Source organism: Aeromonas aquatica, assembly GCF_000764655.1.
Classification (GTDB): domain Bacteria; phylum Pseudomonadota; class Gammaproteobacteria; order Enterobacterales; family Aeromonadaceae; genus Aeromonas; species Aeromonas aquatica.
Genome location: NZ_JRGL01000007.1, coordinates 90,767 through 113,891, shown reverse-complemented (window position 1 = coordinate 113,891; position 23,125 = coordinate 90,767). Strand labels below are relative to the sequence as shown.

The 23,125-nt window shown below is 61.4% G+C and carries 23 protein-coding genes and 1 pseudogene; 18 read left to right on the top strand and 6 right to left on the bottom strand.

Features of this window, described 5'->3' with window-relative positions; translation table 11 throughout:
- Positions 1-22 precede the first annotated feature (22 nt).
- From LG30_RS0101160 to LG30_RS0101120, 9 genes are all read left to right on the top strand, one after another.
- On the top strand, positions 23-844 hold the full coding sequence (locus LG30_RS0101160; protein ID WP_033128872.1) for a potassium channel family protein: 822 nt from the start codon (positions 23-25) through the stop codon (positions 842-844).
- A gap of 153 nt (positions 845-997) precedes the next feature.
- Positions 998-1,603: a TIGR04211 family SH3 domain-containing protein gene (locus LG30_RS0101155; RefSeq protein ID WP_033128871.1), complete on the top strand. Its 606-nt coding sequence runs from the start codon at positions 998-1,000 to the stop codon at positions 1,601-1,603.
- A 172-nt stretch (positions 1,604-1,775) separates the two neighbouring features.
- The gene (gene nudC / locus LG30_RS0101150) at positions 1,776-2,555 is read left to right on the top strand and encodes an NAD(+) diphosphatase (protein WP_033128870.1); all 780 of its coding nucleotides are present in this window, start codon (positions 1,776-1,778) and stop codon (positions 2,553-2,555) included.
- A 155-nt stretch (positions 2,556-2,710) separates the two neighbouring features.
- A complete protein-coding gene (hemE, locus tag LG30_RS0101145) occupies positions 2,711-3,778 on the top strand; it encodes a uroporphyrinogen decarboxylase (RefSeq protein ID WP_033128869.1) in 1,068 nt (355 codons plus the stop codon).
- Positions 3,779-3,995: 217 nt separating this feature from the next.
- Positions 3,996-4,925: an ROK family protein gene (locus LG30_RS0101140; RefSeq protein ID WP_033128868.1), complete on the top strand. Its 930-nt coding sequence runs from the start codon at positions 3,996-3,998 to the stop codon at positions 4,923-4,925.
- A 46-nt stretch (positions 4,926-4,971) separates the two neighbouring features.
- A complete protein-coding gene (gene epd, locus LG30_RS0101135) occupies positions 4,972-5,982 on the top strand; it encodes an erythrose-4-phosphate dehydrogenase (protein ID WP_033128867.1) in 1,011 nt (336 codons plus the stop codon).
- A 62-nt stretch (positions 5,983-6,044) separates the two neighbouring features.
- Positions 6,045-7,208 carry a phosphoglycerate kinase gene (locus tag LG30_RS0101130; protein ID WP_033128866.1) on the top strand — a complete coding sequence of 388 codons (1,164 nt, stop codon included), beginning with the start codon at positions 6,045-6,047 and terminating at the stop codon, positions 7,206-7,208.
- A gap of 116 nt (positions 7,209-7,324) precedes the next feature.
- On the top strand, positions 7,325-8,404 hold the full coding sequence (gene fbaA, locus LG30_RS0101125; RefSeq protein WP_033128865.1) for a class II fructose-bisphosphate aldolase: 1,080 nt from the start codon (positions 7,325-7,327) through the stop codon (positions 8,402-8,404).
- Positions 8,405-8,609: 205 nt separating this feature from the next.
- Positions 8,610-9,920 (top strand): NAD(P)/FAD-dependent oxidoreductase, encoded by a 1,311-nt coding sequence (locus LG30_RS0101120; RefSeq protein ID WP_033128864.1) that lies wholly within the window; start codon positions 8,610-8,612, stop codon positions 9,918-9,920.
- 98 nt (positions 9,921-10,018) lie between these two features.
- On the opposite strand, the gene LG30_RS0101115 is transcribed toward LG30_RS0101120, so the two are convergent.
- The 3 genes from LG30_RS0101115 to cutA form a co-directional block, all read right to left on the bottom strand.
- A complete protein-coding gene (locus tag LG30_RS0101115; RefSeq protein ID WP_033128863.1) occupies positions 10,019-10,459 on the bottom strand; it encodes a hypothetical protein in 441 nt (146 codons plus the stop codon).
- A gap of 128 nt (positions 10,460-10,587) precedes the next feature.
- Positions 10,588-12,372, bottom strand: a complete 1,785-nt coding sequence (locus LG30_RS0101110; RefSeq protein WP_033128862.1) for a protein-disulfide reductase DsbD — start codon at positions 12,370-12,372, stop codon at positions 10,588-10,590.
- Positions 12,369-12,686 (bottom strand): divalent-cation tolerance protein CutA, encoded by a 318-nt coding sequence (cutA, locus tag LG30_RS0101105; protein WP_033128861.1) that lies wholly within the window; start codon positions 12,684-12,686, stop codon positions 12,369-12,371. Before cutA ends, LG30_RS0101110 begins: the two co-directional genes overlap by 4 nt.
- Before the next feature lie 194 nt (positions 12,687-12,880).
- Here cutA and LG30_RS0101100 point away from each other — a divergent pair, with 194 nt between their 5' ends.
- On the top strand, positions 12,881-13,222 hold the full coding sequence (locus LG30_RS0101100) for a hypothetical protein (RefSeq protein ID WP_033128860.1): 342 nt from the start codon (positions 12,881-12,883) through the stop codon (positions 13,220-13,222).
- Positions 13,223-13,313: 91 nt separating this feature from the next.
- Here the strand turns inward: LG30_RS0101100 and LG30_RS0101095 are convergent, their stop codons facing one another.
- Entirely contained in the window at positions 13,314-13,751 is a 438-nt protein-coding gene (locus LG30_RS0101095) for a PACE efflux transporter (RefSeq protein ID WP_033128859.1), read from the bottom strand.
- 130 nt (positions 13,752-13,881) lie between these two features.
- Between LG30_RS0101095 and LG30_RS0101090 the strand changes: the two genes are divergently transcribed.
- Entirely contained in the window at positions 13,882-14,763 is an 882-nt protein-coding gene (locus tag LG30_RS0101090) for a LysR family transcriptional regulator (RefSeq protein WP_033128858.1), read from the top strand.
- Between the two features lie 24 nt (positions 14,764-14,787).
- Here the strand turns inward: LG30_RS0101090 and ygfZ are convergent, their stop codons facing one another.
- Positions 14,788-15,699: a tRNA-modifying protein YgfZ gene (gene ygfZ, locus LG30_RS0101085; protein WP_033128857.1), complete on the bottom strand. Its 912-nt coding sequence runs from the start codon at positions 15,697-15,699 to the stop codon at positions 14,788-14,790.
- 113 nt (positions 15,700-15,812) lie between these two features.
- Between ygfZ and LG30_RS0101080 the strand changes: the two genes are divergently transcribed.
- Complete coding sequence (locus LG30_RS0101080; RefSeq protein WP_033128856.1) at positions 15,813-16,082, top strand: FAD assembly factor SdhE; 270 nt, start codon at positions 15,813-15,815, stop codon at positions 16,080-16,082.
- 68 nt (positions 16,083-16,150) lie between these two features.
- On the top strand, positions 16,151-16,522 hold the full coding sequence (locus LG30_RS0101075) for a protein YgfX (protein ID WP_033128855.1): 372 nt from the start codon (positions 16,151-16,153) through the stop codon (positions 16,520-16,522).
- 75 nt (positions 16,523-16,597) lie between these two features.
- On the opposite strand, the gene nadB is transcribed toward LG30_RS0101075, so the two are convergent.
- Positions 16,598-18,205 (bottom strand): L-aspartate oxidase, encoded by a 1,608-nt coding sequence (gene nadB, locus LG30_RS0101070; protein WP_033128854.1) that lies wholly within the window; start codon positions 18,203-18,205, stop codon positions 16,598-16,600.
- A gap of 181 nt (positions 18,206-18,386) precedes the next feature.
- Between nadB and rpoE the strand changes: the two genes are divergently transcribed.
- The 5 genes and pseudogenes from rpoE to lepA all read left to right on the top strand — a co-directional run bounded on the left by rpoE (position 18,387) and on the right by lepA (position 23,124).
- Entirely contained in the window at positions 18,387-18,968 is a 582-nt protein-coding gene (gene rpoE, locus LG30_RS0101065) for an RNA polymerase sigma factor RpoE (RefSeq protein ID WP_033128853.1), read from the top strand.
- Between the two features lie 24 nt (positions 18,969-18,992).
- A complete protein-coding gene (locus LG30_RS0101060; RefSeq protein WP_033128852.1) occupies positions 18,993-19,580 on the top strand; it encodes an RseA family anti-sigma factor in 588 nt (195 codons plus the stop codon).
- A 21-nt stretch (positions 19,581-19,601) separates the two neighbouring features.
- Positions 19,602-20,582 (top strand): MucB/RseB C-terminal domain-containing protein, encoded by a 981-nt coding sequence (locus tag LG30_RS0101055; RefSeq protein WP_033128851.1) that lies wholly within the window; start codon positions 19,602-19,604, stop codon positions 20,580-20,582.
- A 102-nt stretch (positions 20,583-20,684) separates the two neighbouring features.
- Positions 20,685-21,145 (top strand): annotated as a pseudogene (locus tag LG30_RS20900) (SoxR reducing system RseC family protein).
- A gap of 185 nt (positions 21,146-21,330) precedes the next feature.
- Positions 21,331-23,124 (top strand): translation elongation factor 4, encoded by a 1,794-nt coding sequence (lepA, locus tag LG30_RS0101045; protein WP_033128850.1) that lies wholly within the window; start codon positions 21,331-21,333, stop codon positions 23,122-23,124.
- Position 23,125: the final 1 nt, after the last annotated feature.

Genomic DNA, 23,125 nt, shown 5'->3' with positions numbered 1-23,125 from the left:
CTTCTTTGATGGCGGTTTTCCTTTGTCCTCAGGACTATCGGCATTATCTTCCTTTTTATTAATTCGCACTGTGCTTGAAGTAGGAAAATGTATGCGACATCACTTAACTCATCTGCGCACCATGGATCTGTTGATGGCGTTTCTGTCGGTGATCTCCGTGTGTCTGGTGTCTGCCCGTTGGTGGGGGCATAACGAATGGAGCCCGCAAACCCTGCAACTGTTCTATGACATCGACAGCCTGATCTGCTACTTCTTCCTCGCCCACTTCGCCTATGGCTGGGTGCGGGCCTCCGACAAGCTGGCCTTTCTCAAGGCAAACTGGTTCTATCTGCCGGGCAGCCTGCCCATGGTGGAGCAGCTGCGCTGGGCACGGCTCATCCAGCTGTGGCGGGTCTATCAACTGCTGCGGGACAGGCCGGATCTGCTCTCCATGTTTCGCCGCGAGCGCAACGAGACGACCCTGTCCGGCATTTTGTTCCTGTTCTTCCTGCTGTTGGGGCTGGGGTCGGGTGTCATGTACTGGCTCGAGACGGGCCAGCCAGACAGCCTGATCCAGACCCCCTATGATGCGTTCTGGTGGACGCTCGTCACGTTATCCACCGTGGGGTACGGGGATCTGGTGCCCAAGACCGAGGAGGGGCGCTTCGTCGCCAGCCTGCTGATCCTGTTCGGGGTCGGGCTGTTCGGTGCCCTCAGCGGCTTCATGGCCAGCCTGTTCGTTCATCCCGGGCGAACCAACGACGACGATGCCCAGTGGCGACGCCAGCACAATGAACAGCAGGCGCTGTTGCTGCAAGAGCTCAAGGCGCTGCGCGAAGAGGTGCAGTCCCTGCGCCAGCCTTAGCCTCCGGCGTCTGGAATGGTCGCGTGGCAAAGGGGAGAAGATGCGAGACAGCTCTCAGGGAGGGGGAAGACGCTTTTCTTTGCTTGTCCTTTGACCCGCCAGCAGCTTAACATTCGGCCTGTCACCTAATTCAACGAAGAGAATCGATCGACCATGCGCGCCCTTCTCGGGATCCTGATCTGCTTGTGTGCCCAACAGGCACTGGCCGATACCCGTTATGTTTCAGACGACATATTTACCTATATCCACAACGGTCCTGGTACCCAGTACCGGATTCTCGGCAGCGTCAAGGCCGGTGAACCGCTGGAGGTCAAGGCAGTGAACAACGAGGCCGGTTTCACCCAGGTGGTGGACGGTCGCGGCCGTGAAGGCTGGATCAAGAACGCCGAGCTGCAAACCGGCATCAGCCTGCGCGAGCGGCTGCCCCAGGTTGAGAAAGCGCTGGAAGAGGCCAAGGCCCGCCTGCTGAATCTCAACGGCGACAACGAGCGACGCTTCACCGAGAAGGATGGCCAGATCGCCGAACAGACCAAGGAGATCGCCAGCCTGAAGGCCCAGCTCGCCAGCCAGAGCGATGAGATGGGGAGTCTGAAGGAGCAGAACGACGCCCTGACCCAGAGCTATGACAACCAGGAGCACGACATGCAGATGGACTGGTTCATCCGCGGTGGTGCCATGGTGGGTGGCGGCATCCTGCTCGGGATTCTGTTGCCTATGCTGCCTCGCCGTCGCAAGAGCAGCGAACGCTGGATGAATTGATCGAACGATCGATTGAAAGAGAGAGGGGTCGCCAAGGCGGCCCCTCTGCTTTTGGGCGGCGAGATAGTCGATGCCGTGACCATCTTGGGGTCGCCTCCGGGCTGGCCCGATCGTAAGATAAACCCCACTTGTCCGTGCCTCGCACGCCCTTCTCAACAAGAGCTTTCATCTTATGTCATCGACCGAACAGGCCCGCTGGTTCGTGCTGGGGGGCGATCACCTCGTCCTGCTGGATACGCAGGGGCAGATCCCGCAGGGCTCGCGTGAATGCTTGCCACCGCCGCTGCAAGAGGCCCCGTTCGAGCGCTTCGACGACTGGGGTGGCGAGCCCTGCTACCTGCTGGATCTGGGGGAGGATGCCGATACCCAGGCCATGGCGGGCCTGCGCCAGCTGATGGTGGCGGGAGATGAGGAAGGGTTTCGCCTTGCCGGTCGCGCCTGGCAGTTGGCCACCTTTAGGCGCAGTCACCGCTTCTGTGGCGAGTGTGGCGCCCCCATGGCCCCCAAGGCGGGGGAGTGGGCATTGGGATGCCAGCAGGGCCATCTGGTCTACCCGCGCATCTCTCCCTGCATCATAGTGGCGGTGCGCAAGGGACCGGCCGTGCTGCTGGCGGCCCATCGCCGTCACTATCAGGCGGAGGATCCCATGTATACGGTGCTGGCCGGCTTCGTGGAGGCAGGTGAGAACCTGGAGCAGTGCGTGGCGCGGGAGGTGTTCGAGGAGAGCGGCATCCGGGTCGACAATATCCGCTACGTCGCGAGCCAGCCCTGGCCCTTCCCCCACAGCCTGATGATGGGCTTCACCGCCGACTACCTGAGCGGCGAGATCAAGGTGCAGGACGAGGAGTTGGTAGCCGCCGACTTCTTTGAGGCCAATGCGCTGCCCCGGTTGCCGCCCCAGGGCACCATAGCGCGGCGACTGATCGCGCTGTGCCTCGGCGACGGGGTCTGACGGAGCCCATGCCGGCAGGAAAGCGGGTCCCTTGTTTGCGCCCCCTCACATCTTTGCACTCGAACCGGTCAGGCCGTGCGTTTGGGCCGCCCTTCTCCCCACACAAAGTGGTATCATATCCGCCATTTTATGCTGGATATGACTCAGGAACTGGGATGAAAGAGCTGAAGAACGATCGATACCTGCGTGCCCTGCTGCGCCAGGAAGTGGACATGACCCCGGTCTGGATGATGCGTCAGGCTGGCCGTTACCTGCCGGAATACAAGGCGACCCGCGCCGTCGCGGGGGACTTCATGTCCCTGTGCCGCAACGCCGAGCTGGCCTGCGAGGTCACCCTGCAGCCCCTGCGCCGCTATCCCCTCGATGCCGCCATCCTCTTCTCCGACATCCTGACCGTGCCCGACGCCATGGGGCTCGGTCTCTACTTCGAGCACGGCGAAGGCCCGCGCTTCGAGCGCCCTATCAAATCCATGGCCGACGTGCAGGCGCTGCCCATTCCGGATCCGGAAGATGAACTCGGCTACGTGATGAACGCGGTGCGCACCATCCGCCGTGAGCTCAAGGGCGAAGTGCCGCTCATCGGTTTCTCCGGCAGTCCCTGGACCCTGGCCACCTACATGGTGGAGGGGGGCAGCTCCAAGGCGTTCACCAAGATCAAGCAGATGATGTACGCCGAGCCCATGACCCTGCACCTGCTGCTGGACAAGCTGGCGGACAGCGTGATCGCCTATCTGAACGCCCAGATCAAGGCCGGTGCCCAGTCAGTCATGGTGTTCGATACCTGGGGCGGCGTGCTGACCCCCCGCGACTACCGCGACTTCTCCCTGCAATACATGCACAAGATCGTCGACGGCCTGATCCGTGAGAATGAGGGGCGCCGCGTCCCTGTCACCCTGTTCACCAAGAACGGCGGCCAGTGGCTTGAGCAGATCGCCGCCACCGGTTGCGATGCGCTGGGCCTGGACTGGACCACCGACATCGCCGATGCCAAGCGCCGGGTGGGTGACAAGGTGGCGCTGCAGGGCAACATGGATCCCTCCATGCTCTATGCCGCGCCCGCGCGTATCCGCGAAGAAGTTGCCTCCATCCTCGCCGGTTTCGGTCAGGGCAACGGCCACGTCTTCAACCTGGGCCACGGCATCCATCAGGATGTGGATCCCGAGCACGCAGGGGTGTTTGTGAACGCGGTGCACGAGCTGTCGGCCCAGTATCACGGCCGCTAAGGCGACAAAATCTGTATGACGACGGGGCCTGCTGGCCCCGTTTCGTTTCTGGCGATCTGGCGTTGAGGGCCTGTCGCCTGGGCTGCACTGTTTGGGAGCTGCGCAGGGGCCCCGGCTCGGGTTACACTGCGCCATCTGTGGCGGTGGCCACACACAAGATGAGCGACAGCCGGTGGGGACGCGTCTCGGCCGACTCGCTCGCCATGCAGGAGGCAGAATGAGCAAGACATCGTGGGATTGGGGCATCGACCTTGGCGGGACCAAGTGCGAGTGCGTGGTGCTGGCGGGTGATGAGGTGCTGCTGCGCCATCGTATCCCCACCGAACGCCACGGTGGTTATCAGCACATGATCGGCCAGATTGCCAAGCTGGTGGAGGAATGTGCTGAGAAACTCGGCCAGCGCCCCAGTGTCATCGGCATGGGCACGCCGGGGGCACGGGATCCCCAGACCGGTCTGATGAAGAACTGCAACACCACCGAGCTCAACGGCAAGCCGTTCAAGGAAGATCTGGAGCGCAAGCTGGGTGTGCCGGTGCTGATCGCCAACGACGCCAACTGCTTTGCCCTGGCGGAAACCCATCTGGGGGCGGTGCGTCAGCATCATCCCGAGGCCAAGGTGGTGTTCGGCATCATCATGGGCACCGGGGTCGGCTCCGGCATTGTCATCAACGGCCGGATCCTCAACGGCCACCACGGCATCGCCGGGGAGTGGGGTCACAACGTGCTCTCTCCCGATGGCCCCGAGTGCTACTGCGGCAAGCGCGGCTGTGTCGAGACCTTCATCAGCGGCCCCGCACTGGAGGCCTGGTACGAGGCCAAGGCCAAGCGCCACCTGTCCCTCGCCCAGATTGCGGCGGCCAGCGCCCACGATCACGTGGCAAAGCTCACCATAGACCGCCTGCACCTGCTGTTCGGTCAGGCCCTGGCCAACGTGGTCAACATCCTGGATCCGGACGTCATCGTCATCGGTGGCGGGGTCGGCAACGTGCAGAGCCTCTACACCGCAGGCCGGCAGACGGTGCTGCCCTTCCTGTTCAACCCCCGCTTCGCCACGCCCATCATAGCGCCGGCGCTGGGGGACAGCGCCGGCGTCTTCGGAGCGGCGCTGCTGGCCAGAGGCGTCTTCCAGGATGCCCTGCTGTCGTGAGCCATCCACAGGCCCCTTTTGTCGTCGCTAAGGACACACTTTTTCCATGATCAAGATTGCCATCAACGGGTACGGGCGCATCGGCCGCAACGTGCTGCGGGCCCTCTACGAGAGCGGGCGTGACAAGAACATCAAGATAGTCGCCATCAACGAGCTGGCGGCGCCCGAGGCCATGGTGCACCTCACCCGTTTCGACACCAGCCACGGCCGTTTCCACCATCCGGTGCAGCTCGCGGGCAACAGCATGCTGGTGGGGGAGGATCTCATCTCCCTGTTTGCGGAGCGGGATCCGGCCAATCTGCCCTGGCGGGCGCTGGGGGTGGATGTGGTGCTGGACTGCACCGGGGTGTTCGGCTCGCGAGCCGATGCCGAGCGTCATCTGGGGGCGGGGGCGGGCAAGGTATTGTTCTCCCATCCGGCCGAGGCGGACGTAGACGCGACAATCGTTTTCGGGGTGAACCACCAGGTGCTGACAGGAAGGGAGCGGATCGTCTCCAATGCCTCCTGTACCACCAACTGCGTGGTGCCTGTCATCGAAACATTGCATCGAGAATTCGAGATAAATTGTGGTACTATTACGACAATTCATTCGGCCATGCACGATCAGCAAGTCATCGATGCCTACCACAGTGACTTGCGCAGAACCCGGGCAGCCAGCCAGTCCATCATCCCGGTGGATACCAAGCTGGCAAAGGGGCTGGAGCGTATCCTGCCCCACTTCGCCGGCAAGTTCGAAGCGATCGCGGTACGGGTGCCGACCATCAACGTCACCGCCATGGATCTGAGCATTACTGTTCGTAAAAAAGTGACAGTTAGTGACGTAAATCAAGCCCTGCAACGGGCATCCAGAGGTACATTAAGCGGTATCCTGGACTACACGGAAGAGCCTTTGGTCTCCGTAGACTTTAATCATGATGCACACTCCTGCATCATTGATGGTACCCAGACCCGGGTGAGCGATGCCAACCTCGTCAAGATGCTGATGTGGTGTGATAACGAATGGGGCTTCGCGAACCGTATGCTGGATACCACCCGGGCCATGATGGCCGCATGCTGAGAGCGTGCACCGGGCGCAAGGTTACTGTTTTTAACATTACCTGAAAATATAGAGGACTGAATATGTCTGTTATCAAGATGACCGACCTGGATCTGGCGGGTAAACGCGTTCTGATCCGTGCTGACCTGAACGTACCGGTAAAAGACGGCAAGGTCACTTCCGACGCACGTATCGTGGCAACGCTGCCGACCATCAAGCTGGCTCTGGAAAAGGGCGCCAAGCTGATGATCACCTCCCACCTGGGTCGTCCGACCGAGGGTGAGTACAACGAAGAATTCTCCCTGGCCCCGGTTGTCAACTATCTGAAAGACGCTCTGTCCTGCCCGGTCCGCCTGGCCAAGGATTATCTGGATGGCGTAGACGTCGCCGCCGGTGAGCTGGTTGTGCTGGAAAACTGCCGCTTCAACAAGGGCGAGAAGAAGAACACCGAAGAGCTGGCCAAAAAATACGCCGCCCTGTGTGACATCTTCGTAATGGATGCATTCGGTACTGCTCACCGCGCCGAAGGTTCTACCTACGGTGTGGCTCAGTTCGCCCCCGTCGCCTGTGCCGGTCCGCTGCTGGCCGGTGAACTGGAAGCCCTGGGCAAGGCCATGCTGAAGCCCGAGCGCCCGATGGTTGCCATCGTGGGCGGCTCCAAGGTCTCCACCAAGCTGACCGTGCTGGAATCCCTCTCCAAGATCGCTGACCAGCTGGTGGTCGGTGGTGGCATCGCCAACACCTTCATCGCTGCTGCCGGTCACAACGTCGGCAAGTCCCTGTGTGAACACGACCTGCTCGACACCGCCAAGAAGCTGGCCGCCGAGACCAACATTCCGGTCACCACCGACGTGGTCGTGGGTACCGAGTTCTCCGAATCCACTCCGGCGACCATCAAGTCCGTCTCCGATGTGACCGACGGCGACATGATCTTCGACATCGGCCCTGACTCTGCCAAGGCCCTGGCCGACATCATCATGAACGCCAAGACCATTCTGTGGAACGGCCCGGTCGGCGTGTTCGAGTTCGACCAGTTCTCGGCAGGCACCAAGGTGATCGCCGAAGCGATCGCCGCGTCCCCGGCCTTCTCCATCGCCGGCGGTGGTGACACCCTGGCCGCCATCGACAAGTTCGGCATCGCCGACAAGGTCTCCTACATCTCCACCGGCGGCGGCGCCTTCCTGGAGTTCGTGGAAGGCAAGGTACTGCCGGCCGTTGCGATGCTGGAACAGCGCGCCAAAGCCTAATTGACCCGGGACGGGGGGCAAAAGCCTCCCGTTTCGTTTATCATGTGACCGCTGTGCCAGTTCATGATGAACCCCCCATTTTTTATTAACGGCATACGAGAACAGGACGATTTAACATGTCTAAGAAAATTTTCGACTTCGTAAAACCCGGCGTGATCACTGGTGATGACGTTCAGAAAGTGTTCGCCATCGCGAAAGAGAACGGCTTCGCTCTGCCAGCCGTCAACTGCGTCGGTACCGACTCCGTCAACGCCGTACTGGAAGCTGCTGCCAAGGTCAAAGCGCCGGTCATCGTTCAGTTCTCCAACGGTGGTGCCGTGTTCACCGCCGGTAAGGGTCTGAAGCTGGAAGGTCAGCAAGCCGCCATCCTGGGTGCCATCTCCGGTGCCAAGCATGTGCACGCCGTTGCTGCCGCCTACGGGGTTCCGGTTATCCTGCACACTGACCATGCCGCCAAGAAGCTGCTGCCGTGGATCGACGGTCTGCTGGACGCGGGCGAGAAGCACTTCGCCGAGACCGGCAAGCCGCTGTTCTCCTCCCACATGCTGGACTTGTCCGAAGAGCCGCTGGAAGAGAACATCGACATCTGCTGTGAGTACCTGACTCGCATGGCCAAGATGAACATGACCCTGGAGCTGGAACTGGGTTGCACCGGTGGCGAAGAAGACGGTGTGGACAACAGCCACATGGATCAATCCGCCCTGTACACCCAGCCGGAAGACGTGGCTTACGCCTACGAGCGTCTGTCCAAGATCAGCCCGCGTTTCACCATCGCTGCCTCCTTCGGCAACGTGCACGGCGTATACAAGCCGGGTAACGTCAAGCTGACCCCGTCCATCCTGGACGCTTCCCAGAAGTACGTTTCCGAGAAGTTCGGTCTGCCTGCCAAGTCCCTGGACTTCGTGTTCCACGGTGGCTCAGGTTCCACTCTGGAAGAGATCCGTGAATCCATCTCCTACGGCGTCGTGAAGATGAACATCGACACCGACACCCAGTGGGCTACCTGGGAAGGTCTGTTGCACTTCTACAAGACCAACGAAGCTTACCTGCAGGGTCAGCTGGGCAACCCGGAAGGCGCCGACAAGCCGAACAAGAAGTTCTACGATCCGCGCGTATGGCTGCGTGCCGGTCAGACTTCCATGATCGCCCGTCTGGAGAAAGCCTTCTCCGACCTGAACGCCATCAACGTACTGTAATTCGTTACCGTACCTTGCATGCATAAAGAGGCGCCCCACGGGGCGCCTTTTTTATGTCATCTCGGTGACGGTATCGCGTAGATAAGGTGTCCTTCGGGGCACCTTTTGCATTTCTGTGATCCCGACAGGCTGGATCCGTGCCCATGGGCTGGGTATTATCGATAACAGATCGTTTAATTTAGTAAACGAATGCGACCAAGGCAGGATGCTGAGCATGCACACAGGAAGACAGGGACATCAGGAGCACGTCGCCTCCTACTATGCGGCGACCCGCAACGACCATCAGCAGTGGCCCGAGCTCAGCGGTGAGCGGGATGCCGACGTCTGCATCATAGGCGGCGGCTTCACCGGCCTCAATACCGCCATCAACCTGGCACAGGCGGGCTACAAGGTGGTGCTGCTGGAGGCGAACCGTATCGGCTGGGGGGCGTCTGGCCGCAACGGTGGCCAGCTCATTCGTGGCATCGGCCACGACACCAGCCAGTTTGCCCGCTGGATCGGCGAGCAGGGGGTGCGCGAGCTGGATCTGATGGGACTGGAGGCGGTGGAGCTGGTGCGCCAGCGCATCGAGCAGTTCAACATCGATTGCGATCTGCGCTGGGGCTATTGCGATCTCGCCACCAAGGCGCGCCATCTCAAGGGATTTGAGGAGGATGCCGAGCACCTGGCCAGCCTGGGCTACCGGCATGAGGTCAGGTTGGTGCCCGGCGGCGAGATCAAATCGGTGGTGGGGTCGGATCGCTACCTCGGTGGCCTGATCGACATGGGCTCAGGCCATCTGCATCCCCTCAACCTGGCGCTGGGCGAGGCGCGCGCCGCCGCGAGTCTGGGCGCTTCCCTGTTCGAGCAATCCCGGGTGATCCACATCGACTACGGCGATCGGGTGCAGGTCACCACGGCCCACGGCCGGGTCAGTGCCGACTACCTGGTGATCGGCTGCAACGCCTATCTGAACGATCTCAATCCCGACCTGGGGGGCAAGGTGCTGCCCGCGGGCTCCTATATCCTCGCTACCGAGGTGCTGGAGAAGCGGCTGCGCCAGCGCTTGCTGCCGCAGAACATGGCGGTCTGCGATCAGAACGTGGCGCTCGATTATTACCGGCTGTCAGCCGATGGCCGGCTGTTGTTTGGCGGGGCCTGCAACTATTCGGGACGGGATCCCACGGACATCAAGGCCTTCATGTTGCCCAAGCTGCTGCGGGTCTTCCCTGAGCTGGCGGGCACCGCCATCGAGTTTCAGTGGGGGGGGATGATCGGCATAGGCGCCAACCGGCTGCCGCAGATCGGGCGTCTCAAAGAGTACCCCAATGTGTTCTATGCCCAGGCTTACTCGGGACACGGCCTCAATGCCACTCACATGGCCGCCAAGTTGGTGGCCGAGGTGATCAGGGGGGAGAGTCGGGGCTTCGATCTGTTCAGCACCGTGCCTCACATGACCTTCCCAGGCGGGCCCTCCCTGCGCTCCCCCCTGCTGGCGCTGGGGATGTTGTGGCACAGGATGAAGGATCTGCTGTGAGGACTTGACCGGCGCCTGGGAGGTGCCGGGTTAAAGCGGCAAGGGATGGGTCGCAAAGGGATGGTGTCGGGGCCAGGCGCTGCCAGGCCCCGAGGCAATCAGGAGGCGGGGGAGTCCGGTGCTTGCGTCTGGCCTGGCTCGGCGAGGCGCCAACCCTGTTCGGTCTTCATCATCCAGACTTCGGTCTCCTGGGCCAGCGCCTGGCCGGCCTCGAATTCGCCGTATTTGCGCTCCAGCTCCATCAGCCCCATCTCTTGCTGGAAGGGGCCCACCCTGTCGTAGATCAGGTCTTCATCCTGCAGGATCTGCAGCTGATCCAGACTCTGCTTGAAGTGCAGTTGGTAGCCCACCTTCACCAGATAGACGCCCTCCATCCGCTCCTCCTTGCCGAGCACGGCGAAGTCGCTGATCTCAAACAGGTTGGCGTCTGTGTCTGCCTGGAGTCTGGCGGTGACCTGAGTCTGGATCGCCTCTTCACCTGGACCTGCATCGCAGCCATAAAGCCAGCAGGCCAGCAGGGGGATGAACCACTTTTTCATCAAAACTCCGGATGATGCGAGACGGGAAAGGGCAAAGTTTGCCACGGCGTCTCGCAGATACAAGGGATGGTCAGAAAAATCAGCCGCCGATCGCGGCAGGCCCGGGGCTGCGGCCCCGAGCCGAAGTCTTAGCGCAGCTTGTCCAGATGACCGAGGAACTCGGTCGGCCCCATGAAGCCGGTCACCCGCTGGCCGCTTACCTCATTGCCGGCACTGTCGAAGAAGATCAGGGTCGGCAGTCCCAGCACGTTCAGGCCGTTGAGCAGATCGACATCGGCATCGTCGTTGGCGGTGACATCCGCCTGCAGCAGCACCATGTCGGCGAAGCGTGCCCGCACGGCGGGGTCGCTGAAGGTCTTGTGTTCGAACTCCTTGCAGGCCACGCACCAATCGGCATAGAGATCCAGCAACACCGGTTTGCCACGGGCGGCGGTGAGCTGGCTCTTGAGATCGTCGAGAGTCTTGATGCGGGTGAATTGGGGCGTCTGGGTCTGGGTGTTGGCACTGACCCCTGGCGCCGGCAACAGCAGCTCCTTGCCCACTACCACGGTCCCTATCATCACCAGCAAGAGGGTGAAGCCGCACAGACTCCGGCCTACCGAATGGGGCCTGTGCTGGTTGTGGTGATAGAGGTAGGCGCACAGCGCCAGACCCCAGCCCAGCCAGACCAGGTTGGTGATCTGATCGCCCCACAGCCGCGAGAGCAGCAGCACGGGCACCGCCAGCAGCGCAAAACCGAACAGTTGCTTGATCACATCCATCCAGGCGCCAGCCCTGGGCAGCAGCTTGCCTCCCGAGGTGCCGAGCAGTAGCAGTGGCAGCCCCATGCCGAGTGACAGCGCATAGAGGGCCGCGCCGCCGAGCCAGAGATCGCCGCTCTGGGCCACGTAGATGAGGGCGCCAGAGAGCGGCGCCGTGGTACAGGGGGAGCAGACCAGGCCGGAGATCATCCCCATGATGGCGACCCCTACCACGGAGCCGCTCTGCTGGCGGTTGGACAGGCCTACGATCCGGGTCTGCAGGCTGCTCGGCAGTTGCAGGCTGTAGAGCCCGAACATGGAGAGGGCGAGCAGCACGAACATCACGGAGAGGCCGATCAGCACATAGGGGTGCTGCAGCGCCGCCTGGAACTTCAGGCCCGCCGAGGCGACCACCAGCCCGAGCAGGGTGTAGGTGACCGCCATCCCCTGCACATAGACGAAGGAGAGCAGGAAGGCGCGGCGGGTGGAGAGATGCTGGCCGGCACCGGCGATGATGCCGGTCAGTATGGGGTACATGGGGAAGACGCAGGGGGTGAAGGCGAGCCCCAGCCCCAGTGCGAAGAAGGCGGCGATATTGAGCCAGAAGCCCTGGCTGCCGAGGGCGGCGGCCAGCTGATCCTGTTGGCTGCTGGCCGGGGTGGCGGCCGTTTCTGAACTCGCCGCCGCTGCCGCCTCGCCAGCGGACTGCGCCGCGACCAGGGGTTGCACCGCAATCTGTTTGTCGGTGGGCGGGTAGCAGAGGCCATCGGTGCAGCCCTGATAGCTGATCTTGATGCTGGCGGCTTGGCCCACCTCGGTCAGGGTGAGCGGGATCTGCACTTCCTGGTAGAAGACCCGGGTCTTGCCGAAGAAATCGTCCTGGTGCTCGGTCCCGGTGGGCAGCTCGGGCTCGCGGAAGGCGAGGTTCTCCCCCTTGAAGCTGAAGCGATGGCGATAGAGATAGTAGCCATCGGCGATGCGCAGGGTCAGCAGCAGTTTGTCCCCTCGCTGCTCGCTGTCCAGCACGAAGGCCTCGTCGACGGTCAGAAACGTGGGCTGGGCACCGGTCGCGATGCCGAGGCTGGCGAGCAGATCGTTGCCGCTGGCGTGCACGGGGGACGCCAGCAGGCTGAGCAGGAGCAGCAGAGGGGAGAGCAGGCGTGGCAAGGTCATGAGGTCTCCTGTGTTAACCAGTCGAGATAGGGCTGATGACCCTGGCTGACGGACAGCGCCAGGATCTCCGGCACCTCATAGGGATGATGATCGAGAATGCACCGGCGCAAGGGCTCGAACAGCCCGCTCCTCGACTTGATGATGAGCTGGATTTCACGACTGCGTTCAATCTTGCCTTGCCAGCGATAGACGGAGGTGAGCCCCGGCAGCTGATTGATACAGGCGGCGAGGTGTTCGGTCAGCAGCTGTTCGCAGATGCGATCCGCACTGGCTTCATCCGGGCAGGTGCATAGCACCAAAATAGCGTCGGTCATGGCGTGAAAATCTCGTCAGAATGGGCTGAAACAGACCCATAAACCAGAGGCTACTATACCCTAGGGGCCGCATAAATAGCACCCGCCGTGCATGTCCTGCCAAGCCGCCAAATAAGTGATGCGCCCGAGATAGACGCTGTGAAAAGGACAGGGCAGAATGAGCGGGCTTGTTCCCATTCGACGTAAGGAAATGTATGACCCAACAGAATGAGCAGCAGAGAAACCGCATGTTGAGCCTGTTGCGCGAAGGTGAGCGCCGTATGCTGGTGCAACTGGCCGGTCTGCTGCGTACCAGTGCCGATGAAATCAATGCCGAGCTGGAAAAAGAGGAGCTGCTGGCTACCCTGGATCAACCTGTCACGGTGGAGTATCTCAACGGCGTGGTGCAACACCATCTGTTCGAGCGTCTGCACAAGGGGGATATGGTGGCGGCCCAGCGCATGCTGAACCAGTACCAGAGCAAACTCGAGGCCCTGCTGGCCCAAGAGTCAGCCGAGGCAGAAGCCCCGGCCGAAGAGGTGAAGGCGCAAGCCTGATCGCCCGGCAGGCCCGGCGCCTTGTCCTCCCAGCACCATCATGTCTCTCGCATGATGGTGCCTCGCATGACTTATCACTTCTTTCTATCGTTTAACCCAGTGCGTTCTGCTGCACCCGAGCCGGGATGGGGAACAGCTTGTCATAGCTCCAGTTGTAGACGAAGGCATAAACCAGATAGAACAGCACGAAGCCCAGATCCAGCACCAGCGCCTCCAGCAGGCCGATGTTGAGCCACCAGGACATCACCGGCAGGGCGACGATCAGCAGGCCCCCCTCGAAGCCGAAGGTATGCAGCACCCGTTGCCACAGCGTCTTGTGGGTATGGCCCTGGTAGCGCAGCAGCAGCTTGTCCACCCCGATGTTGTAGACATAGTTCCAGACGGTGGCGACCACCGAGAAGAACAGGGCCAGCGGGCCCATGTGATTGAGGCCGACGCCGGTGACCCAGCTTGCCAGCGGGGCCGCGATCAGCAGGCCAATGAGTTCGAAGCCAATGGCATGGCGCAGACGATCACGAGTATTACGCATCTTCAGTCTCCTTTACTTGATGGCTGAATCTCTATGGCGGTCAATGTACCGCTTATATTGGATAGATTCACGTTAGTATCTATCGCTAAAATAGATGGATAGAACGCCCACCAATGACAGGAACAGGCCGATGAACCCCTCTCTGGAACAACTCAAGGCGCTGCTGGCGGCGGCACAAACCGGCTCCTTCTCGGCGGCGGCGCGCAAGCTGGGCAAGGCGCAGTCGGTGGTCAGCACTGCCATCGCCAACCTGGAGATCGATCTCGGGCTGGAGCTGTTCGATCGCACCGGCCGCTATCCCGTGTTGACCGAGGCGGGGGCCCGCATCAGCCAGGAGGCCGGTATACTGCTGGCCCAGAGTGAGCGGCTGCAGGCGATTGCCGGGGAGCTGGCCACCGGCATCGAATCCCGGCTCACCCTGGCCATCGACGACGACTCCCATCTTCCCTGGCTCGGCTCTTTGCTGGAGGAGTTCGCCACCCGTTACCCGACGGTGGAGCTGGAGCTGCTGTTCCCGCTGATGGAGGACGTGACCGAACTGCTCAAGAGCGGCCGCGCCCAGCTTGGCATCAGCTACCAGAAGGAGCAGCCGGAGCGGGAGATAGTCGCGCGCTCCCTCGGGGTCGTCAGCATGCCGCTGGTGGTCTCCCCGGATCACCCGCTGGCCCACAAGGCGCCGCTGCGGGAGAGCGACCTGCAAGGGGCTCGCCAGCTGATGGTGACGGGACGACGGGAGGGGACGGAGCGCCATCGCTTCCGCCTCTCGTCCCAGGTGTGGTGGGTCGAGGGGGATCTGGGCATCCTGGAGCTGGTAAAACTGGGGTTGGGCTGGTCGGCCGTCCCCGATTTCTTGCTGCATCGGCCCCTGGCCAGGGGGGAGGTGGTGATACTGACCCCCGACTTTCTCTCAAGCCAGGAGCTGGGGTTGGAGTTGCAGTGGCATCGCGCCCGCCCGCTGGGGCTGGCGGGGCGCTGGCTGAAAGAGGCACTGCTGGCGCGGGTGCCTCGTTAGCGATCGGCATCCGCCGATCGGGGATCAGTCGATCAGGGGATAGGGCAGGGGCTGCAGGCCGAGGCTGGAGCCTTCGTCCTGCTTGAGACGGAACTGGGCGTCGGCCTCGGTATCCTTGGGCAGCACGGCGGTGAGCCACAGCTGTCCCTCCTGCTGCCAGGCGTTGAGCACCATGCCACTGCGGCGCCAGTTGTCACCGAGGCGGATCTCCAGGGGATCGCCGCTGGCGACGGGGGCATTGGCCTGCCCGGCCAGCACGAACAGGGCGCGGTTGTTGGCGCCACGATACTTGGCGCGGGCCACGATCTCCTGCCCCATGTAGCAGCCCTTGGTGAAGCTGATGCCATCCAGCGCCTGCAGGTTCAACATCTGGGGAATGTATTCCCCCTGATGCACCGCCTCCATATGCGGCATGCCCGCCTTGATCTCCAGCCCCCACCAGAGTGACTCGTTGCCGGCCGGCAAGTCGATGGCGAGGGGCTGCTCGCTCACCAGCAGCCAGCGATCCGCCTCGACCCGCACCGCCATGCCGCCTTCGATCAGCGCCGTCTGTGACAAGCCAAAACGCGTCGCAACCCAGCCGTCCGTGCCCTGACCGGCCACCCCGACCGCCTGACCGTGGTTCTCGCCGATCTCGACCTTGGCGAACACCGCAAACTTCTTGAGCTCCGGCAGCTGGTGCACCAGCACCGAGGGCTTGGTCAGCAGCAGCAGGCGATCCTCCAGGCAGAGCAGGCGAAAATCGCTCCACAACTTGCCCTTGGGATCGCAATGACCTCCCAGGCTGCTCTGGCCCGGTAGCAGCGCATTGACGTCACAGGTGACCTGGCCTTGCAGATACTTGGCGCGGTCCTGACCGGTGAGGCTGGTGATGGCGAGATCCGTCAGGGGGAAAAGGGTTGGCTCGGCAGGAAAAACAGGGGTCAGCAGGCTCACGATGGTATTCCAGAGACAGAAAGTATGTGACCTGCATGGTAAAGACGTAAGGAATGTTTGTCAGCCGGAAAATCCAGCTGCTACCATTCCCGCGTCTTTGTAAGGAGAGTTCCATGTTGAGCCCAATTGAAAAGTCCCGCCTGAAATGGGCCTGCCGTCGCGGCATGCTCGAGCTGGATGTGATCTTTATGCCTTTTCTTGAACACGAGTTCGACAGCCTGAGCGACGAGCAGCAGCAGACCTTCATCCGCCTGCTGGCGTGCGAGGATCCGGATTTGTTCCGCTGGAGCATGGGCCACGGCGTGCCGGAAGATCCCGCCTTCGCCGCCATGATCCCGCTGATCCTGGAACGTAACCAGGCCCGTCACGACAATCTGCGCTAATGCTTCGCACCTGACGCGCACCCAGGGCCATCATGACTGACGGCGCAGCTTCCCGGACGCGGGTTCAGATGCCCGTTATCGTCTCCCGCCAGCAACTTTGCCTGCTGTGCCTCCTGTTTCTGTTGCTGCTCTGGCCTACCGCCAGCCTGATCCAGGGCTGGCAGTGGGGGCTGTTTCTGCCTTGCTGGCTGACGGGCCTCTGGCTTGCCTGGCGTCGTGTCATGCTCATTCGCGGTGAGCTGATCTGGGATGGCGAATGGCTGGAATGGCAGGGGAAGCGTTACCGGCTGGGTTCCCGCAGCCGCATCCTGCCCGGTGTGCTCTGGCTACAACTGCAGGGGGAGGGGCCAAGGCTCCAGCTCTGGCTCTTCTCCGATGCGCTGGCGCCGGCACACTACCGCCTGCTGGCCCGCGCCATCCATCTCGCGCCGCCCCGCTGACCACATTGTTCCGTCGCCCATAAACAGTGAACCCCGCCGGGGCGGGGTTCACTTGGTCATTTGCAGTGGGCAGGATCAATCCCTGTCCGGGGTCAGCACCGTTGGCTTGGAGTCCGGCTGCAGGTCCGGATAGTCCAGATTGTAGTGCAGGCCCCGAGACTCCTTGCGCTGCAGGGCGCAGTTGACGATGAGCTCGGCCACTTGCAACAGGTTGCGCAGCTCCAGCAGGTTGTTGGAGACCCGGAAGTTCGCGTAGTACTCCTGCACCTCCTGCTTGAGCAGGTCGATGCGGCGCTTGGCGCGGGCGAGACGCTTGTTGGTGCGCACTATCCCCACGTAGTCCCACATCATCAGCCGCAGTTCGTGCCAGTTGTGCTGGATCACTACCTGCTCGTCCGAGTCGTCTACCTGGCTCTCGTCCCAGGCTGGCAGCTTGGGCGGCTCCACGCTCATGGGCAGCTTGGCCAGAATGTCGGCCCCCGCCTGATGGGCGTAGACCACGCATTCCAGCAGCGAGTTGGACGCCATGCGGTTGGCGCCGTGCAGGCCGGTATAGGTCACCTCGCCGATGGCGTAGAGACCCGGGATGTCGGTCTGGCCGTTGTTGTCTATCATCACGCCGCCACAGGTGTAGTGCGCCGCCGGCACGATGGGCATGGCCTCCTTGGTGATGTCGATGCCGACCGCGAGGCAGCGCTCAAAGATGGTCGGGAAGTGTTTTATGATGAAGTCCGCCGGCTTGTGGCTGATGTCCAGATACATGCAGTCGGCGCCGAGGCGTTTCATCTCGTGGTCGATGGCGCGCGCGACTATGTCCCGCGGTGCCAGCTCGGCGCGTTCGTCGAAGTCCAGCATGAAGCGGCTGCCGTCGGGGCGGCGCAGATAGGCGCCCTCACCGCGCAGTGCCTCGGTCAGCAGGAAGTTGGGATCGTCGGGGTGGAACAGGCTGGTGGGGTGAAACTGGTTGAACTCCAGGTTTGCCACCCGACAGCCGGCGCGCCAGGCCATGGCGATGCCATCGCCGGAACTCACGTCCGGGTTGGAGGTGTATTGATACACCTTGGAGGCGCCGCCGGTGGCCAGTGCCACGAAGCGGGCGCGGATCACCTCGACCTGTTCGACGTTGCGGTTCCAGACGTAGGCGCCGAGCACCTTGTTGCCTGGCAGGTTCAGCTTGCGGGTGGTGATGAGATCCACCGCGTTGAAGCGCTCCATCAGCCGGATGTTGGGGTGGGCCCGCACCTGATCGATCAGGGTGAGCTGCACCGCCTTGCCGGTGGCATCGGCCGCGTGGAAGATGCGGCGATGGCTGTGACCCCCTTCCCGGGTCAGGTGGTAGTGGGATTCGCCCTCGGCATCCTCTTCCTGATCGAAGGGGACCCCCTGCTGGATCAGCCACTGGATGGATCCACGGGCGTTGCGGGCGGTGAACTCCACCACGGCCGGGTCACATAACCCGGCGCCGGCGTTGAGCGTATCGCTCACGTGGGATTCGATGCTGTCGGTCTCGTCGAACACGGCAGCGATGCCTCCTTGCGCATAGAAAGTGGCCCCCTCACTGATGGGCCCCTTGCTCAGAACCAGGACTTTGGCCTGGTCCGCCAATCGCAATGCGAGGGACAGACCGGCGGCACCGCTGCCAATGATCAGTACGTCGCAAAGGTATTCAACACTTGCTTTCATAAGTATCATTGGCCTGGATTAAGAACTGGCCCCATGGTAGCCCAAGGGGGGTTGTGATGCAGCTCGCATCACATTTTTTTCAATGCAAGCGAACTTTCTCTGATTCCTCCTGTCTGAACTTGTGCGCTTAGAAAGGGCCGGAAAAGAAGAACGATAACCTGATGGGGGTTTTACGGCTCTGATGAGCGACCAGAATCTACTGGACGAACAGCTGGTTGAACGGGTCCAGCGTGGCGATAAAAATGCATTCAACCTGCTGGTAAAAAAATACCAGCATAAGGTGGTCAACCTGGTGGCCAGGTATGTCAACAATCCGGGCGATGTACCGGATGTGGCGCAGGAGGCCTTTATCAAGGCTTACCGTGCGTTGCCGACATTCCGTGGCGAGAGCGCGTTTTACACCTGGTTGTACCGGATCGCCGTCAACACGGCCAAAAATTACCTGACCTCACAGGGGCGCAGACCGCCCAGCAGTGATGTCGAAGCAGATGAGGCTGAATACTATGGTGGGGGCGAAGCCTTGCAAGAGGTGGCTACCCCGGAAAACCTGGCGCTGACCGACGAGATCAAGCGTACCGTGTTTACCGCCATAGAAGCCTTGCCTGAAGACTTGAGAACAGCGATCACCCTTCGTGAAATGGAAGGGCTGAGCTACGAAGAGATTGCGGAGATCATGGATTGCCCTGTGGGTACGGTGAGATCCCGCATCTTCCGGGCGAGGGAAGCAATCGACAAAAAGCTGCAACCTCTGATCGAGAATTAAAACTGGGGAAAGACAGGCAAACTTATGGCAAATAAAGAGCAACTTTCAGCCCTGATGGATGGCGACCTGAGCGATGTTGAGGTACTGAATGAGTTGGGAATGGATCCGGCTCTGCAGGATACCTGGGCTCGTTACCATCTGATCGGTGATGCCATGCGGGGCGACCTGTCGGTCAATCTGCAACTGGATCTCAGTGACAGCATCATGCTGGCGCTGGAAGACGAACCAACAGTGCTGGCTCCCAAGCCGGTACAACCCACAGCGCCGCAGGTTCACACCACCGGCAAGGTGCTGCCGTTGATCCGCCGCTTCGGCCAACAGATGGGGCAGTACGCCATCGCCGCCTCGGTCGCCGCCGCCGTCATCTTCGGTGTGCAGCAGTATCAGGGGCACGACGGTATGCCGGTCAATCCTGTGCTCAATACCATACCGGTGGGCGGCAGTGCCACCCCGGTGAGCGTGCATTATCCGCAAGATGGCAACCGCGCCACCACTCGCCAGCAAGGGTTGAGTGAGCAGCAGATGCAAGAGCAGCGCGAGCGGATCAATGCCTTCTTGCGAGATCACCAATTGCAACAACGTCTGCTGCAAGACAAGCAGATCCAGGAATAACGCATTTTTAGGGATCAGATCGTGCGCCAGTCCAGCCGTGTCCTGCTGGCCTCTCTCCTGCTAATTTGTGCCAAGGCCTCGGCCGACGATCTGTCGGCCGAGGCCTTGTTGCAGCAGATGCAGAGTGCCGTTTCACATCAAAATTTCGAGTTATCCATGGTCAAGGCCCGTCAGGGGCGCCTCGAGCCCATCCGCTTCAGTCACGGAGTGATAGATGGCAAGGAGATCGCTCATCTGAGCTATCTCGATGGCAAGACGGTGGAATACCTGCAACGCCAGAACGAATACACCTTCTTCGAAAATACCCATGAACCCTATACGCTCAAGGGCGCCCGTTTCCCCGGTGTCTGGTCGAGCCTGGTGAAGATGCCGTTGCCGAGGGTGCTGGAGAGCTATGACCCCGTGCTGGCTGGCCGCAGCCGGGTCGCCGGTCTGGTGGCCCAGGTGGTGAGGCTGGTGCCCAAAGAAGCGGACAAATACGGCTTCGTGCTCTGGGTTGATGAGCAGAGCCATCTCTTGCTGCGGGTTGACATGGTGGATCGGGAAGGCAACCTGGTGGAACAGGTGCTGGGCGTGGATCTGGACAGGCAATCGACCCCGGCTCCCTGGCTGGTGACCCTGGCCAACAGCAAGTTGCCCGAGGCGCTGGCGTTGGAAGACGCCTATCCCACGCCCCAGCAGACCCTGAGCTGGCACCTGACCTGGTTGCCGGTTGGATTCAAGGTACTCTCTCAGGATCGGCACCAGCTTGTCAGCACCAGCCAGCCGGTGGACTACATGATGCTCTCCGATGGCCTGGTGGATCTCTCAGTCTATGTCTCCCGAGTCGATCCCAAGCAGGCGGTGCGCCAGCAGTTGATACGCCAGGGCGCCACCTCGCTGGTGAGTTATGTCAACGAGGTCGGGGTGGAGATCACCGTAGTAGGTGAGGTCCCGGCCGAGACCGCAAAACGCATCGCCGAATCGGTGCAGCCGCTGGCTCGCAACGAGGCGGTGCAATAAAGTTCCCTCCGAGATACACCTATTTGGCTTGCCGCGGCGGAATGGGCGTGTTCAGATTGGATAAATCCACTGCTGTTAGTCTGGAGCCGTCAGGTGAGTAACATGAGCGAAGAGCTGGCGACCGTGGTCGCCATCGAGGGGACCCATGCCTGGGTGGAGTGCGAACGGCGCTCCGCCTGCAGTGGCTGCCATCAGCAGTCCAACTGCGGTACCGGCACTGTCGCCAAGGCCTTCCCCATGAAATCGCAGCGACTACGGGTTGCCCTCACCGGTGAGGTGAATGTTGGCCAGCAGATCCGCCTCGGCATTCCCCAGGCGAACATATTGCGCGGTGCGGCGCTGGTGTATGTGCTGCCGCTGTTCTGCCTGCTGTCGGTGCCATTTTGGGTCAGCTCTGGCTGGCACCGCTGTTGTCGGCGGGGGAAGGGGTGACCATTCTCAGTTGCCTGCTCGGTGGCACCCTGGGTTTTTTACTGGTTCGTTACTTTTCCGCAAGGCTAGAGCAAGGGGAATATGGTCCTCGCATGCTCGGTGTGGTCCTCAGTACCCGCCACCTCTCCTGACACTGGCCAGATTCGATTTCTGGCTCTTTCATGCTCGGCGTGGCGCTCTATGCCAGCCAGCACGCGTGATTGGCAAGGTGCTATTTCTGGTGCCCGTCGACTAAAGATTGGCCGTCGACCGGGTTATCCAGTAAAATCCTGCCCTCATATCCGACCCTAACTTAATTTTGAGTGATTCTTGCTCGATGAAATACATTCGTAACTTTTCGATTATTGCGCACATCGACCACGGTAAATCGACCCTGTCGGACCGTCTGATCCAGACTTGCGGCGGCCTGTCCTCCCGCGAGATGCAGGCTCAGGTGCTTGACTCCATGGATCTGGAGCGCGAGCGCGGCATTACCATCAAAGCACAGAGTGTGACCCTGAACTACCAGGCACAAGACGGTAACACCTACCAGCTGAACTTTATCGACACCCCCGGCCACGTGGATTTCTCCTACGAAGTCTCCCGCTCATTGGCGGCCTGTGAAGGGGCGCTGCTGGTGGTGGATGCCGGTCAGGGGGTTGAGGCACAGACTCTGGCCAACTGCTACACCGCCATGGAGATGGAGCTGGAAGTAGTGCCAATCCTGAACAAGATCGATCTGCCGGCTGCCGAACCCGAGCGGGTCGCCGAAGAGATCGAAGACATCGTCGGTATCGATGCCATGGAGGCGGTGCGCTGCTCCGCCAAGACCGGCCTGGGTGTCGATCTGGTGCTCGAAGAGATAGTGGCCCGCATTCCGGCGCCGGTCGGTGATCCCGATGCACCGCTGCAGGCGCTGATCATCGACTCCTGGTTCGACTCCTATCTGGGCGTCGTCTCCCTGGTGCGCATCAAGAACGGTTCGCTCAAGAAGAACGACAAGATCAAGGTGATGAGCACCGGTCAGGTGTGGGGTGTCGATCGCATCGGTATCTTCACGCCCAAGCAGGTGGACACCATGGGCCTGGGTTGTGGCGAGGTAGGTTGGGTCGTCTGCGGCATCAAGGACATCCACGGTGCGCCGGTGGGTGACACCCTGACGCAGGCCAAGAACGGTGCCGACAAGGTGCTGGCGGGCTTCAAGAAGGTCAAGCCGCAGGTGTATGCGGGCCTGTTCCCCATCTCCAGCGACGACTATGAGTCCTTCCGCGATGCGCTGGACAAGCTGTCCCTCAACGATGCCTCCCTGTTCTTCGAGCCGGAAAGCTCCACCGCGCTGGGCTTCGGCTTCCGTTGTGGCTTCCTCGGCATGCTGCACATGGAGATCATCCAGGAGCGGCTGGAGCGGGAATACGATCTGGATCTGATCACCACGGCGCCGACCGTAGTGTATGAAATCGAGCTCAACGACGGCTCGACCATCCACATCGACAGCCCGTCCGCCATGCCTCCGGTCAACAACATCAAGGAGATGCGCGAGCCCATCGCCGAGTGCAACATCCTGCTGCCGCAGGAGTACATGGGCAACGTCATCACCCTCTGTATCGAGAAGCGTGGCGTGCAAACCAACATGGTCTACCACGGCAAGCAGGTGGCGCTGACCTACGAGATCCCGATGGCGGAAGTGGTGCTCGATTTCTTCGACCGCCTCAAGTCCACCAGTCGTGGCTACGCCTCCCTGGATTACGGCTTCAAACGCTTCGAGACCTCCGACATGGTGCGCCTCGACATCATGATCAACGGCGAGCGCGTCGATGCTCTGGCCATCATCACCCACAAGGAGAACGCCCAGTATCGCGGTCGCCAGGTGGTGGAGAAGATGCGTGAGCTGATCCCGCGCCAGATGTTCGACATCGCGATTCAGGCGTCTATCGGCAACCAGATCATCGCCCGCAGCACCGTCAAGGCCCTGCGCAAAGACGTGACCGCCAAGTGTTACGGTGGTGACGTGAGCCGGAAGAAGAAGCTGTTGAACAAGCAGAAAGAAGGCAAGAAGCGGATGAAGTCTGTCGGCCGTGTCGACGTGCCGCAAGAGGCCTTCCTCGCTATCCTCCACGTAGGCAAGGACTAAT

What these genes read in the sequence shown, in the direction of transcription:
- fbaA (WP_033128865.1), top strand. Translation starts at nt 7,325, where the DNA reads ATGTCTAAGAAAATTTTCGACTTCGTAAAACCCGGCGTGATCACTGGT.
- lepA (WP_033128850.1), top strand. Translation starts at nt 21,331, where the DNA reads ATGAAATACATTCGTAACTTTTCGATTATTGCGCACATCGACCACGGT.
- epd (WP_033128867.1), top strand. Translation starts at nt 4,972, where the DNA reads ATGATCAAGATTGCCATCAACGGGTACGGGCGCATCGGCCGCAACGTG.
- LG30_RS0101130 (WP_033128866.1), top strand. Translation starts at nt 6,045, where the DNA reads ATGTCTGTTATCAAGATGACCGACCTGGATCTGGCGGGTAAACGCGTT.
- LG30_RS0101060 (WP_033128852.1), top strand. Translation starts at nt 18,993, where the DNA reads ATGGCAAATAAAGAGCAACTTTCAGCCCTGATGGATGGCGACCTGAGC.
- nudC (WP_033128870.1), top strand. Translation starts at nt 1,776, where the DNA reads ATGTCATCGACCGAACAGGCCCGCTGGTTCGTGCTGGGGGGCGATCAC.
- hemE (WP_033128869.1), top strand. Translation starts at nt 2,711, where the DNA reads ATGAAAGAGCTGAAGAACGATCGATACCTGCGTGCCCTGCTGCGCCAG.
- nadB (WP_033128854.1), bottom strand. Translation starts at nt 18,205, where the DNA reads ATGAAAGCAAGTGTTGAATACCTTTGCGACGTACTGATCATTGGCAGC.
- LG30_RS0101155 (WP_033128871.1), top strand. Translation starts at nt 998, where the DNA reads ATGCGCGCCCTTCTCGGGATCCTGATCTGCTTGTGTGCCCAACAGGCA.
- LG30_RS0101095 (WP_033128859.1), bottom strand. Translation starts at nt 13,751, where the DNA reads ATGCGTAATACTCGTGATCGTCTGCGCCATGCCATTGGCTTCGAACTC.
- LG30_RS0101110 (WP_033128862.1), bottom strand. Translation starts at nt 12,372, where the DNA reads ATGACCTTGCCACGCCTGCTCTCCCCTCTGCTGCTCCTGCTCAGCCTG.
- LG30_RS0101080 (WP_033128856.1), top strand. Translation starts at nt 15,813, where the DNA reads ATGTTGAGCCCAATTGAAAAGTCCCGCCTGAAATGGGCCTGCCGTCGC.
- LG30_RS0101090 (WP_033128858.1), top strand. Translation starts at nt 13,882, where the DNA reads ATGAACCCCTCTCTGGAACAACTCAAGGCGCTGCTGGCGGCGGCACAA.
- LG30_RS0101075 (WP_033128855.1), top strand. Translation starts at nt 16,151, where the DNA reads ATGCCCGTTATCGTCTCCCGCCAGCAACTTTGCCTGCTGTGCCTCCTG.
- LG30_RS0101140 (WP_033128868.1), top strand. Translation starts at nt 3,996, where the DNA reads ATGAGCAAGACATCGTGGGATTGGGGCATCGACCTTGGCGGGACCAAG.
- LG30_RS0101115 (WP_033128863.1), bottom strand. Translation starts at nt 10,459, where the DNA reads ATGAAAAAGTGGTTCATCCCCCTGCTGGCCTGCTGGCTTTATGGCTGC.
- LG30_RS0101120 (WP_033128864.1), top strand. Translation starts at nt 8,610, where the DNA reads ATGCTGAGCATGCACACAGGAAGACAGGGACATCAGGAGCACGTCGCC.
- cutA (WP_033128861.1), bottom strand. Translation starts at nt 12,686, where the DNA reads ATGACCGACGCTATTTTGGTGCTATGCACCTGCCCGGATGAAGCCAGT.
- rpoE (WP_033128853.1), top strand. Translation starts at nt 18,387, where the DNA reads ATGAGCGACCAGAATCTACTGGACGAACAGCTGGTTGAACGGGTCCAG.
- LG30_RS0101100 (WP_033128860.1), top strand. Translation starts at nt 12,881, where the DNA reads ATGACCCAACAGAATGAGCAGCAGAGAAACCGCATGTTGAGCCTGTTG.